Genomic DNA, 12,301 nt, shown 5'->3' with positions numbered 1-12,301 from the left:
ACTTGTACTTGGCGGTGTAGGTTCGCCGCCGAGCACGCTCGGGAACCTGAGGATCGGGAACATCTTCCATCCCTACAGCTTGCCCGGTCGAGCTGGGCCCTGTCATCACTGCGTTCGTCAAGGGGAACTCCTTCCCCGCCCTCTACAACACTATTCGGGACGATCCCGGTGCCTTGTCCAAGGTTGACAGAGAGGGGCCTGGCTGACCGGCTCGCTGGCCCTGCTGGCGGATGCCGGACACATGTTCTCCGACCTCGCCGGACTGCTCATCGCGTTCGCGGCGACCGTGGTGGCGGCCAGGCCGGCCACGGACCGGCAGACCTTCGGCTATCGGCGGGCCGAGGTGTTCGGAGCGCTCCTGAACGGGCTGATCCTGGTCGGCGTGGCGATCTCCGTCACGGTGGGTGCTCTCACCCGGCTCCTCGGTGCGGACGGGGGAGAGGTACGTGCCGCGCCCATGCTGGTCGTGGCCGCCATCGGACTGGTCGCCAACCTCGCGGCGCTGCTGCTGCTGCGGCCGGCGGCGAGCACGTCGATCAACATGCGCGGTGCCTACCTGGAGGTGCTCGGCGACACGCTCGGATCGGTGGCCGTCATCGTGGCGGCCGCGGTCATCCTGTTCACCGGTTTCGAACAGGCCGACGCGATCGCGTCGCTGCTCATCGCGGGCATGATCGCGCCCCGGGCGTTCGTGCTGCTGCGCGACGTGGTGCGCGTGTTCAGTGAATCCGTTCCGGTCGACACGGATGTCGCGGAGATCCGGCGGCATCTGCTCGCCACATCAGGCGTCGTGGCCGTGCACGACGTGCACGTCTGGGCGATCACGTCCGGCGCCCACGTCTTCAGCGCCCACGTCGTGGTCGAAGCGAGCGTGCTCAGCGGGGGAGGCTCCGGGGCTCTGCTCGACGCGCTGTCGTCCTGCCTGGCGGAGCATTTCGACGTGGACCACTCCACGTTCCAGCTCGAACCGGCCGGGCACGCCGAGCACGAGGACAACCCGCACCTCTGACCGGCGAGCCGCAAGGCGGTCAGCACGGGTCCGGGGCGCCGGCGCCGGGTCAGCTGTCGCGCGTGTGCTCGTCGTTCCGCTGCTCGGGGTCCTTGGGCTCGTGTCCGCCGTCGAAAGCGTCGGAGTCGAGGACCAGAGTGCCGGTGTGGGTGGCAACCCCGCCGGTGCGCGTGGCGCGCCGGGCCTTCAGCACGGACTGCAGGTAGTGATAGACGGTGGGAATGAGCGTGATGAACACCGCTCCCAGAAGGATCAGGTCGATGTAATTCTGCACGAACTCTGCGACGGGCGGGATATAGCCCAGGAAGAAGCCGAAGTAGGTGAGGCCGGCGCCCCAGAGGAGGGCCCCGATCAGGTTGTAGAGCGAGTACTTGCGGTAGTCCATGTGGCCCACGCCCGCGGCGACCGGGGCGAACGTGCGCACGATGGGCACGAACCGCGCCACAATCACGGCGACCCCGCCGAAGCGCACGAAGAACGCGTTCGTGCGCTCGACGTTCTTGACGCTGAACAAACCCGATTCCTTGCGTTCGAACACTTTCGGTCCGAATTTATGCCCGATCAGGTAACCGGCTTCGCCGCCGAGGAATGCCGCGAACCCGATCGCCAGGGCCACCCACCAGATGTCCATCTGGATCACGCCGGCGAAGGTGAGGAGGCCGGTGATGACCAGCAGGGTGTCGCCGGGGAGTAGGAAGCCGACGAGGAGCCCCGTCTCCGCGAACACGATCGCACACACGCCCAGCAGCGCCCACGGGCCGAAGCCGTTGATGAGCACCTCCGGATCGAGCCAGGGGATGACGGCCGCAGGGGCCAGAGCAGTGTGAATCACGTAAAAACTCCTGTTGGCGTCGGTCAGATCGGCCGGGCGGCGGGATCACGGGATGCTGTGTTACAGGCTAGCCCGTATTCTCGATAGAACGCCGTGGGGCACTATGAGGTTGCCGGGCCATCGAGGAGCCCGTCGCCGCCCTCCGCCGATGCGGCATCCTGCCTGGTCTGGGCGCGGTCGGCGAACCAGGTTCGCAGTCCGAACACGATCGAGGCGGCGATGAAGACACCGGCAATCACGTATGTCGCGCTCTTGACGCCGGGGATGGCCGCCGCGTAGTAGCCGGTCAGGGTGAGCCCGACACCCCAGGCCAGCGCTCCGACGAGGTTGCTGCTGAGGAACTTGTAGTAATTCATGCGGCCGACACCGGCGATCACCGGCACGAAGACCCGCGCCCAGGGCATGAACCGGGCGACGACCACCGACCACCAGCCGAACTTGCGGTAGAAGGACTCGGTCTTGACGATGGCCGCGCGGGTGCGGCGCCCGCCGTGCCGATCGAGGTACGAGCGGCCGAAGTGGCGCCCGAGCAGGAAGCCGACTTGGTCGCCGAGGAAGGCGGCCACCCCGGTTCCCACGGCCAGCACCGCGATGCTCAGGTTCGGTGTCGACGCCGCCACCAGGCCCGACCCGAACAGGAGCGAGTCGCCGGTGATGAAGGGGATGAACACCCCCAGGAAGACCGCCGTGCCCGCGAAGACCAGCGCCCAGACAAGCAGATAGAAGACCACGACGCCGGTGTTCGCCAGCAGGTCGTTCAATTGGCCGTCCAGGGCCGACATGTGACTCATGTGCGGGAGAGGGGACTTGAACCCCCACGCTCGAAAGCACAGGAACCTAAATCCTGCGTGTCTGCCAATTTCACCACTCCCGCGAAGTGCGGTTCCAGTGTACTTCGTGCGCCCGACCTGCCCGTGAGCGCGCGGGCCCGCGGGTGCCCCCGTCACCAGCGAGCCGGCTCAGGGGGCGGATGCGACTCCGAGCAGAGACTGCGAGAAGGCGGACGTCTGGGCCCGGAGGGCGGCGACGACGGCGGCCACGGCCGGCTGGTGCAGGGAATCCTGCCTGAGCACCATCCAGTACTGCAACCGCTCGTGGAACTGGTCCGGCAGCAGGCGCACCAGGTCGGCATGCCGGTCGCCCATGAAGCACGGCAGGAACCCGATTCCGGCCCCGGCGCGGGTCGCCTCGACGTGCACGAAGACGTTGGTGGAGCTCAGCGACGCCCGCATCGAGGGCACGAGGCGTCGCGGCGCATCCAGATCATCGACCAGCAGCATCGAATCGACGAAGTAGACGAGCGGATGCGTCGTCAGCTCCGCCACGGTCGTCGGCGTGCCCTTCTCGGCGAGGTAGTCTCTCGACGCGTACATGCCCAGCAGGTAGTAGCCCAGCCGAAACGCCTCGGCCCGGTGCGCCTGGGGCTCGCCCACCACGACCTCGATGTCCAGGCCCGAGCGGTGCTGGAGGGCACGGCGGGTCACGGTGACGATTTCCACCCGTAGCGCCGGGTGGGTTCGCTGCAGCGCGGCGATGGCCGGGGCGGCGATGTAGGCGCTGAAGCCATCCGTTGCCGACATGCGCACGACGCCGGACAGTTGGTGCGGCCGGTCCGTTGGGCCGTTCAGGATCGCGACCGCTGACTCGACGTTCTCGGCGGCGTTGAAAGCACGTTTGCCCAGTTCGGTCAGCTCCCACCCGCCGACCGTGCGGGAGAGCACCCGCCCGTCCAGAGCCCTCTCCAGTGCGGCGATCCGGCGGGAGACGGTGGTGTGGTTCAGGCCGAGGCTCTCCGCGGCCGTGGTGAAGCGACCGGTGCGCGCGACGGCGAGGAGAATTAACAGGTCGTCCGGGTTGGGCGAGGAGGCCGGGGTGGGCTGGAAGCTCATATCTGCAAGTATGCACATAGTGTGTGTAGATGTGGTCATTGATGCAGATCGGTGTGGCGGGAATACTCAAGGGATCCGTTCCGGGTAGAACGGGGCCCATCCGTAATTCACCACGAAGTGTCAGCGACGACACCGAAGGAGTCAGACATGAGCGTCAATCAGCGCGTCGAAGCCGGATCATCCGGACGGAGTGCCAGCGAAGAGACATCGGGCCTGAGAAAGATCGTGGCCGCGTCGATGGTGGGCACAGTCGTCGAGTGGTATGAATTCTTCCTCTATGCCACGGCAGCGAGCCTCGTCTTCGGCAAATTCTTCTTCCCGAACGCCGGCAGCGAACTGGACGGCATCATCGCCGCGTTCCTCACCTACGCCGTCGGGTTCATCGCCCGGCCGCTGGGCGGCATCGTCTTCGGCCAGATCGGCGACCGGCTGGGCCGCAAGCACACCCTGCAGGTCACGATCATCCTGGTCGGCGTGGCCACCTTCCTGATGGGCTGCCTGCCGGGTTACAACACCATCGGCTACTGGGCTCCGGCCCTGCTGGTGGCCCTTCGCTTCGTGCAGGGCTTCGCCGTCGGCGGTGAGTGGGGCGGCGCCGTGCTTCTGGTCGCCGAGCACAGCCCCGACAAGTCCCGTGGCTTCTGGTCCAGCTGGCCCCAGGCCGCCGTTCCGGTCGGCAACCTCCTCGCCACGCTCGTCCTGCTGACCATGTCCTGGATCCTGCCCGCCGAACAGTTCATGAGCTGGGGCTGGCGCGTCGCATTCTGGCTCTCCGCGGTGATCGTGGTCATCGGCTATTACATCCGCACCCACGTCAGCGAGGCGCCGATCTTCCTGGAGGCCCGGGCTCAGGTCGAGGCCGAGAAGGCGGTCAGCTACGGCGTCATGGAGGTCGTGCGCAAGTACCCGAAGGGCATCCTGGGAGCCATGGGCCTTCGGTTCGCCGAGAACATCCTCTATTACACGATCGTCAGCTTCTCCATCGTCTACCTGGTCACGGTGCACCAGTACGACACCAGCAAGCTGCTGCTCGGCCTGTTGATCGCCCACATCGTGCACTTCCTGGTGATCCCGCAGGTGGGACGGATGTCCGACCGCTTCGGTCGCAAGCCCGTGTACCTGGCCGGGGCCATCCTCGGTTCGACCTGGGCCTTCTTCGCCTTCCCAATGTTCGACACCCAGAATCCCGTCATCATCGTGGTGGCCATCACCATCGGACTGTGCTTCCACGCCCTGATGTACGCGGGGCAGCCGGCCATCATGTCCGAGATGTTCCCGACCCGGATGCGCTATTCGGGTGTGTCCCTCGGCTACCAGGTCACGTCGATCCTGGCCGGCTCGATGGCTCCGATCATCGCCACGGCCCTGCTGAAGGAATACCAGTCCTGGGTTCCCGTTGCCTTCTACCTCGTGATCGCCTGCGCCATCACGGTCGTCGCAGTCGTGACGCTGAAGGAGACGAAGGGGATCTCGCTGCGAGAGGTCGACGCCGTCGACGCCCGCAAGCACGGTCTGGAGCCGGTCGCGAACGGCGCCTGACCAGCCGCCCCCGACCCGCACGCACGAGCGCGATACACGCAGTACAGAGGACAACGCAATGACTGATGCATTCGAGGCCGCTTCCATCGCAGGGTGGGAGCGGCCTCGGCCGCTCGCCGGCCGCACAGCCCTAGTCACCGGGGGAGCCAGCGGGATCGGGGCCGCCGTGGTGCGCTCCCTTGCCGAACGGGGTGCCCGGGTCATCGTCGCCGACATCGATCGGGCGGCCGCGGAGGCGCTCGCCGCGGAGGTCGGCGGATCCAGCTGGGCCGTCGACCTGGCCGACACGCACGCACTGACCGACGGGGTGCTGGCGGAAGCGCTCGCCGGGGTGGACATCCTCGTCAACAACGCCGGAATCCAGCGGATCAACCCGATCCAGGACTTCGCCCCGGCCGACTTCCGTCTCATCCTCGCCCTGATGCTCGAGGCCCCGTTCCTCCTGGTCCGGGCCGCCCTGCCGCACATGTACGCGACCGGGTTCGGGCGCATCATCAACATCACCTCGGTGCACGGCATCCGCGCCTCGCCGTTCAAGAGCGCCTACGTGGCCGCCAAGCACGGCCTCGAGGGCCTGTCGAAGGTCACCGCTCTCGAGGGCGGCGAGCACGGGGTGACGAGCAACTGCGTCAGCCCCGGCTACGTGCGCACGCCCCTGGTGGAGAAGCAGATCGTGGACCAGGCGGCCGTTCACGGCATCCCGGAAGCGGAGGTGCTCAGCAGCATCATGCTGACCGAGAGCGCCATCAAACGCCTGGTCGAACCGGCAGAGGTCGGCTCGCTCGTTGCCTGGCTGGCATCGACCGACGCCGCCATGGTCACCGGGGCCAGCTACACGATGGACGGCGGCTGGTCGGCCCGCTGAGCGCGGTATTACCTGCGGCGCTGCCCGTGTGGCCAATTCAGGAGATGCGTGTCGAGTGGCGGCATGCCGCGCGTGTTTCCGCGGTCCGGCTGCTCGGGTGCCCGGCATCTCCTGAGTTAGCCACATTCGGCGGGGGACACTGGCCGCCTCGACTGAAGACGCCGGGTGCGGAACAGGCGCGCGATGGACGGGGCTGTGGATAAGTCCGGCGGCGCCTGCCCCAGGTGGGCGATCATGCAGGAATGAGCGAAGCCGTCCGTATCATCACCGAGCAGGTTCGGTCCCGGGTGCGCCGCGACGGCGTGGACCTGGCCTCCGACAACCGGCTCACCGAGCAGTACGTGCGTGACGAACTTCAGCGATACAGCGAGCGGGCCCTGGGCAGCTCGCTCCCGCTGATCGGTGACGAGCGCCAGGCGGCGCGGGAGGTGGTGGCCTCCCTGACCGGGTTCGGGGCGCTGCAGCCGTTCCTCGACGACCCGGGCATCGAAGAGATCTGGATCAACGCGCCCTCCCGGGTGTTCGTGGCCCGCGACGGCGTGCCGGAGTTGACCACGATGGTGCTGACCGAGACCGAGGTGCGGGACCTGGTCGAACGGATGCTGCAGGCATCCGGCCGCCGTGTCGACCTCAGTTCGCCGTTCGTCGACGCCTCCCTGCCCGACGGGTCCCGGCTTCACGTCGTCATCCCCGACATCACTCGCCGGCATTGGGCCGTGAACATCCGCAAGTTCACCCGGCGCATCCGTGATCTGCAGCAGCTCGTCGGCCTCGGGTCGCTGACCCAGCAGTCCGCGGAGTTCCTCCGGATGTGCGTGCTGGCCGGCCAGAACATCCTGGTTTCCGGAGCCACCCAGACCGGCAAGACCACCATGCTCAACGCCCTGCTCTCCGCCACCCGCACCACCGAGCGGATCGTGACCGTGGAGGAGACCTTCGAACTCGACCTGGCCGCGCGTGACGTGGTGGCGATGCAGTGCCGCCAGCCCAGTCTGGAGGGCACCGGGGAGATCACCCTGCGGCGCCTGATCAAGGAATCGTTGCGGATGCGCCCCGACCGTTTGATCGTCGGCGAGGTGCGCGAGGCGGAGAGCCTCGACCTGCTGATCGCCCTCAACAGCGGGTTGCCCGGAATGTGCTCGATCCACGCCAACAGCGCCAGGGACGCCCTCGGCAAGCTGTCCACGCTGCCGCTGCTGGCCGGTCGCAACATCGATTCGGCATTTGTGCTGCCGACCGTGGCCGGTTGCATCGACATCGTCGTGCACTGCGCGATCGACCGGCACGGCCGCCGTCGGGTGACCGAGGTCATCGCCCCGAGCGGCGGGCTGACCGGTTCCGTGATCGAGGCCAGCCCCATCTTCCTGATGCGCGAGGGCGCCCTGGAACCCACGGGCGGCCACCCCACCAAACTCGCCAAGTTCCGCGCGGCCGGGCTGGACCCGGCAATCGTGCTGCGGCCGGGGGCAGCATGATCCTGGTGATCGGATGCCTGCTCGGCGCCGGGCTCCTCCTGGTAGCGGCGCCGTTACTCTGGCCCCGGGCCGACCAGGCGGCAGAGCGGAGCCCGGCGCGGGGCCGGTTGCGGGGCATCCTCGCCCAGGCGGGACTCGGTTCGCTTCCGCTGGCGGCCTTCGTCGCCATCTCGCTGGTGCTGGGGCTGGCCGTGGCCGCCCTGGCGCAGGCGATTCTCGGCATCGCTGCTCTGTCGGTGGTCGCGGGGCTCTCCGGGCTGGCGCTGCCGCTGGTGACGGCGTCCCGGCGGGCGCGGGCCCGCCTTCGTGCGAACCGGGCGGTGTGGCCCGACGTCGTCGACCACCTCGTGTCCGCGGTGCGATCGGGGCTGGCGCTGCCCGACAGCGTGGGCAGCCTGGCCGGGGCCGGACCGCTGTCGACCCGGTCGTCGTTCGCCGCGTTCGCGCGTGAGTACCGGGCGAGCGGCAATTTCTCCGCGGCGGTGGACGAGCTGAAGGCGTCCCTGGCCGACCCGGTGGCCGATCGCATCCTCGAGACCCTGCGGATGGCCAGGGAGGTCGGCGGTTCCGACCTCACGGTCGTGCTGCGGAGCCTGGCCGCCTGGCTGCGGCAGGATTCTGCCATCCGGTCGGAAATCGAGGCCCGACAGTCCTGGATCGTGAGCGCGGCGAGGCTCGGGGTGGCAGCACCCTGGATCATCCTGCTGCTCCTGGCCTCCCGGCCTGAGGCGGCAATCGCCTACAACACCGCCTCCGGGGTGGTGGTGATCGTCGGCGGCCTGGTGGTCTCCGTCGTGGCCTACCAGGTGATGGTGGCCCTGGGGCGGCTGCCGGAAGAACGACGGTGGTTCCGGTGAGCGCTCCATTGGCCTGGGCACTTTTCTGCGGCACGGCGCTGGGCGTCGGCCTGTGGTCGCTGGCGAGCCTGGTGCCCCGGCTCAGCCGCCCGCGCCTGGTGCAGCGACTGGCGCCGTACATCCTCGACGTCTCGGCCGAGGCCCGGGCGTTCGTCGGGCGCACCACGGTGCACCCGATCCCCGTACTCGGCACCCTGTTCGCGCCGACCTTCGGCGGCCTGAAACGCGGGTTCGCGGCCGTTCTCGGCGGTACGGACACGATCGAACGGCGCCTGCGGCAGTCGGGATCCAGCCGCACGGCCGATGCCTTCCGTTCGGAGCAGGTCGTCTGGTCACTCATCGCCCTGGCCGCCGGGGCGGCCGCGGTCACCACGGTGCCGACCCTCCGCACCCTGCCCGTGCTCATGCAGGTCGGCCTGCCGGCCATCGCGGGGGTGTGCGGCGCCCTCGCCCGGGACTGGGCGCTGAAGCGGGCGGCCACCGCCCGCCTGGCCCGGATGCAGAGCGAGTTCCCCACGGTGCTGGAGTTCATGACGCTGTCGCTCTCGGCCGGCGAGGGGATTCTGGATGCCCTGGGCCGGGTGTCCCGCACGAGCACCGGCGAGCTGTCCCGCGAGCTGGCGGGGGTCGTGGCCGACGTGCGCACGGGTGTGCCGCTGTCCGCCGCGCTGCAGAATCTCGCTCGCCGGATTGCGCTGCCGTCGGTGACTCGCCTCGTCGACCAGGTCGTCGGAGCGCTGGAACGCGGCACCCCGCTGGCGGACGTGCTGCGCGCCCAGGCGCAGGACGCGAGGGACGAGGCCAGGCGGGGACTGATCGAGGTGGCCGGGAAGAAGGAGGTCGCCATGCTCGTGCCGCTGGTGTTCCTGATCCTGCCGATGACGATCCTGTTCGCGATCTTTCCCGGCCTGTTCATCCTGCAGAGCGGGTTCTGACGTGCCGTCCCTTCAACGAAGTGCCCACCGGGCGACCGCCCGATCAAGGAAGCTGCCCCATCGAGAAGGAGAGCAATCATGAACACACTGAGACGGCGTTTCCCGGTGCGATGGTCAGATGAGCGGGGCGACGTTCCGGGCTGGGTGCTGATCACCCTGATGACGGCCGGCCTGGTCATGATCATCTGGGGCCTCGCCGGCCCCGCCCTCAGCGGCGTGTTCCAACAGGCCATCGACAGGGTCAGTGGAATGTAGGCCCCGGATGACTTGGCCGCGGATGACCGGACCCCGGATGATTTGGCCCCGGATGACTGTGGCGTGGCGACGCCGGACGGGCGCGCTCGCCGGCGAGAGCGGTTCGGCGGTCGCCGAGTTCGTGATGGTCGGGGCGCTGCTCACCGGGCTGACGCTGGCCGTGATGCAGCTGGGGCTCGCCCTGCACGTACGCAACACCGTGCTCGACGCGGCGGCGGAGGGGGCCCGGTACGCCGCGCTCGCGGACAGCGGCCTCTCCGACGGCGCCGCCCGCACCCGGGAACTGATCACCACGGCGATCGGTCCGTCGTTCGCGACCGACGTGCAGGCCGGGTACGGCGATTACGAGGGCTTTCCCAGCGTGGAGGTGCGGGTGATCACGCCTCTGCCGCTGATCGCACTGTTCGGTCCGGGCCGCGGGCTGGAGGTGGTGGGGCATGCTGCCGTCGAGGACCTGCGCTAGTCCCGCCGAGTCGGAGCGCGGCTCGGCCTCCCTCGAATTCATCACGGCGGGCCTGATCCTGCTCGTGCCGCTGGTCTACCTGGTCCTGGCGATGGCGGCGCTGCAGGGCGGCGCGCTCGCCGTCGAGGGGGCCGCGCGCCAGGCCGCCCGCGTCTACGTGCAGGCTCCCGACGAGGCCACGGCGACCGCCCGGGCCGAACGCGCGGTGCAGTTCGGGCTCGCGGACTACGGCATCGACGCAGCGGACGCCGAGATGAGCGTCGACTGCCGGGCCGACACCGACGGATGCCTGACCCGCCGGGGCACGGTCACGGTCACGGTGCGCATCCGGGTGCCCCTGCCGCTGGTGCCGGATGTGCTGTCGCTGCGGAACGGTTCCAGCGTGCCGCTCGAGGCCTCGGCGACGCAGACGGTGTCCCGGTTCTGGCGGTCCGGATGAGCGGCGGGGGACCGGGGCGGCGGGCGGTGGTCCGGCGAGCGTCGGCGCGGCCCGGCGACGAGGACGGCTCGATCCTGTTGCTGACCCTGTTCTACGGTTTCCTGGCCCTGGTGCTGATCCTCGTCACCGTGGCGGCCACGTCCCTGTACCTCGAACGGAAGCGGCTGCTGACCCTCGCCGACGGCGCAGCACTGGCCGGGGCGGAGGCCTTCGACCTCAGCGCGGTGGCCGTCACGACGGACAGCTCCGGCCCGGTGCTGCGGGCCGCCCTGGTGTCTGCCGACGTTCACGCGGCCGCCGCGGAGTATCTGGACACCGCCCCGCACGGCGGCATCGCGGGGCTGGAGCTGGCCGGGGCGGCATCCGTCGACGGGAAGAGCGCCACCGTGACGCTGACTGCCTACTGGCGGCCCCCGGTGCTCGCCGTCGTGCTGCCGGCCGGGGTGCCGATGGAGGTCACGGCGGTGGCGCGCTCGGTGTTCCGGTAGGGCGACGGTGTTCCGGTAGGGCAGATGACCCCGCGGCGCGGAACATCCGTGCCCGGCCGAACCGGTACTCTCGAAAAGCGCGCCTGCCCCGGCCGCGGGGAGGAGCGCTGTGACCGCGAAACGCGACCGCCTGACCGGTGCGGGCGCCCAGGTCGTCACAGAGGTCAGCATTAACTTCGGCTCGTCCCTCGCCGGCCTCGCCATCCCGCTCGTCGGCTCGCCCGTCGTGGTCGCGGTGCGGCAGCTGGTGATGGCGGCGGCCGTGCTGCCGTTCTACCGGCCGAAACTGGCCGGCCTCAGCTGGCGGCGCCTCTGGCCCGCCCTGGCCCTGGGCGTCGTGCTCGCGGTGATGAACCTGACCTTCTACGAGGCCGTCGACCTGCTCGGGCTCGGCATCGCCGCCACCATCGAGTTCCTGGGGCCCTTCGCCCTGGCCCTGGCCTCGTCGCGCCGCCCCCTCGACTTCGTGTACGCCACCGCGGCCGCGGGCGGGGTGTTTCTGCTGACCTGGTCAGACGGCACTCTGAACGTGCTCGGCGTTCTCTATGCGCTGACGGCGGCGGCGGCTTGGGCGGCGTACATCCTGCTGACCCGGCGGGTCGCCACCGCCTTCCCTGGCCTGGAGGGCATCTCCGTGGCCAGCGTCGTCAGCCTGACTCTGCTGGTGCCGTTCGCGCTGATCACGGTCGACTGGTCCAGCCTCGACTGGGGCGTGCTCGGGCTTCTGCTGGCGATCGGGGTGCTCTCGTCGGCCTTCCCGTACACGCTGGACACCTTCATCCTGCGCCGGATCACCCCGCGTCTCTACGCGATCATCACCAGCTTCGGGCCGGTGATCGCCGCGTTGTTCGGTGCGCTGGTGCTGGGGGAGACGTTCCTGTTACAGCAACAGATCGCCATCGTCGTGGTGTGCGTCGCGGCCGGGGCCGCGATCGCCGGCCAGCGCGAGACACCTAAATCCGAGCTCGAGATCGTCGGGGGCGCGGTCCCCTGACCGGGCCCCCGGGCATCCGTCGCCCGCTCCTCGGCAGCTAACCAATTCGACGGAGATTCTGCTGTAGAATCACGCTTTCGGCCGGTTTGGGGCCGATTCCGGCAGAATCTCCGTCGAATTCGTTCAGGACGAAGCCGGCTCCTGTGACTTGACCGTCTAGGGGCGTGGGTCAGTAACGGCAAAGTTTAAAACGCCGCCGGATTTCCCGTCCTTGGCCGTGGGGTCTGGGAAAATTGCTTATGAGCGATTCTGATGGCCTGT

At 69.0% G+C, this 12,301-nt stretch carries 13 protein-coding genes, 1 tRNA gene and 1 pseudogene; 11 read left to right on the top strand and 4 right to left on the bottom strand.

The features are described 5' to 3' along the window. Positions 1-193: 193 nt before the first annotated feature. Positions 194-1,009: pseudogene (locus E3O49_RS00255) on the top strand (cation diffusion facilitator family transporter); the annotation flags it as partial. 49 nt (positions 1,010-1,058) lie between these two features. Here E3O49_RS00255 and E3O49_RS00250 read toward each other — a convergent pair. From E3O49_RS00250 to E3O49_RS00235, 4 genes are all read right to left on the bottom strand, one after another. Continuing rightward, positions 1,059-1,841 (bottom strand): DedA family protein, encoded by a 783-nt coding sequence (locus tag E3O49_RS00250; protein WP_370261904.1) that lies wholly within the window; start codon positions 1,839-1,841, stop codon positions 1,059-1,061. 101 nt (positions 1,842-1,942) lie between these two features. Further along, on the bottom strand, positions 1,943-2,632 hold the full coding sequence (locus tag E3O49_RS00245) for a DedA family protein (RefSeq protein WP_241994543.1): 690 nt from the start codon (positions 2,630-2,632) through the stop codon (positions 1,943-1,945). Between the two features lies 1 nt (position 2,633). Beyond that, positions 2,634-2,715: transfer RNA gene (locus E3O49_RS00240), tRNA-Leu, on the bottom strand. A gap of 85 nt (positions 2,716-2,800) precedes the next feature. Beyond that, positions 2,801-3,730: a LysR family transcriptional regulator gene (locus tag E3O49_RS00235; RefSeq protein WP_241985431.1), complete on the bottom strand. Its 930-nt coding sequence runs from the start codon at positions 3,728-3,730 to the stop codon at positions 2,801-2,803. A 147-nt stretch (positions 3,731-3,877) separates the two neighbouring features. Between E3O49_RS00235 and E3O49_RS00230 the strand changes: the two genes are divergently transcribed. The 10 genes from E3O49_RS00230 to E3O49_RS00190 all read left to right on the top strand — a co-directional run bounded on the left by E3O49_RS00230 (position 3,878) and on the right by E3O49_RS00190 (position 12,040). Further along, positions 3,878-5,269 carry an MFS transporter gene (locus E3O49_RS00230; RefSeq protein WP_134450797.1) on the top strand — a complete coding sequence of 464 codons (1,392 nt, stop codon included), beginning with the start codon at positions 3,878-3,880 and terminating at the stop codon, positions 5,267-5,269. 58 nt (positions 5,270-5,327) lie between these two features. Continuing rightward, complete coding sequence (locus E3O49_RS00225; protein WP_134366012.1) at positions 5,328-6,134, top strand: 3-hydroxybutyrate dehydrogenase; 807 nt, start codon at positions 5,328-5,330, stop codon at positions 6,132-6,134. 242 nt (positions 6,135-6,376) lie between these two features. Beyond that, on the top strand, positions 6,377-7,609 hold the full coding sequence (locus tag E3O49_RS00220; protein WP_134366011.1) for a TadA family conjugal transfer-associated ATPase: 1,233 nt from the start codon (positions 6,377-6,379) through the stop codon (positions 7,607-7,609). Further along, entirely contained in the window at positions 7,606-8,466 is an 861-nt protein-coding gene (locus tag E3O49_RS00215) for a type II secretion system F family protein (RefSeq protein WP_134366010.1), read from the top strand. The genes E3O49_RS00220 and E3O49_RS00215 overlap by 4 nt, the downstream gene beginning before the upstream one ends. Beyond that, the gene (locus E3O49_RS00210; protein ID WP_134366009.1) at positions 8,463-9,401 is read left to right on the top strand and encodes a type II secretion system F family protein; all 939 of its coding nucleotides are present in this window, start codon (positions 8,463-8,465) and stop codon (positions 9,399-9,401) included. Before E3O49_RS00215 ends, E3O49_RS00210 begins: the two co-directional genes overlap by 4 nt. Before the next feature lie 78 nt (positions 9,402-9,479). Beyond that, the gene (locus E3O49_RS16650; protein ID WP_166787107.1) at positions 9,480-9,656 is read left to right on the top strand and encodes a hypothetical protein; all 177 of its coding nucleotides are present in this window, start codon (positions 9,480-9,482) and stop codon (positions 9,654-9,656) included. Positions 9,657-9,708: 52 nt separating this feature from the next. Further along, positions 9,709-10,119 (top strand): TadE/TadG family type IV pilus assembly protein, encoded by a 411-nt coding sequence (locus tag E3O49_RS00205; protein WP_134366008.1) that lies wholly within the window; start codon positions 9,709-9,711, stop codon positions 10,117-10,119. Beyond that, the gene (locus tag E3O49_RS00200) at positions 10,094-10,558 is read left to right on the top strand and encodes a hypothetical protein (RefSeq protein WP_134366007.1); all 465 of its coding nucleotides are present in this window, start codon (positions 10,094-10,096) and stop codon (positions 10,556-10,558) included. Before E3O49_RS00205 ends, E3O49_RS00200 begins: the two co-directional genes overlap by 26 nt. A 26-nt stretch (positions 10,559-10,584) precedes the next feature. Then, the gene (locus E3O49_RS00195; protein WP_244285231.1) at positions 10,585-11,046 is read left to right on the top strand and encodes a pilus assembly protein TadG-related protein; all 462 of its coding nucleotides are present in this window, start codon (positions 10,585-10,587) and stop codon (positions 11,044-11,046) included. 109 nt (positions 11,047-11,155) lie between these two features. Continuing rightward, a complete protein-coding gene (locus E3O49_RS00190; protein ID WP_134366005.1) occupies positions 11,156-12,040 on the top strand; it encodes an EamA family transporter in 885 nt (294 codons plus the stop codon). Positions 12,041-12,301 lie beyond the last annotated feature (261 nt).

Origin of the sequence: Cryobacterium shii, from assembly GCF_004402595.1 — a bacterium.
Taxonomy (GTDB): Bacteria; Actinomycetota; Actinomycetes; order Actinomycetales; family Microbacteriaceae; genus Cryobacterium; species Cryobacterium shii.
The sequence above is the reverse complement of the archived record's forward strand: the minus strand, read 5'-3'. Positions and strand labels throughout refer to the sequence as shown.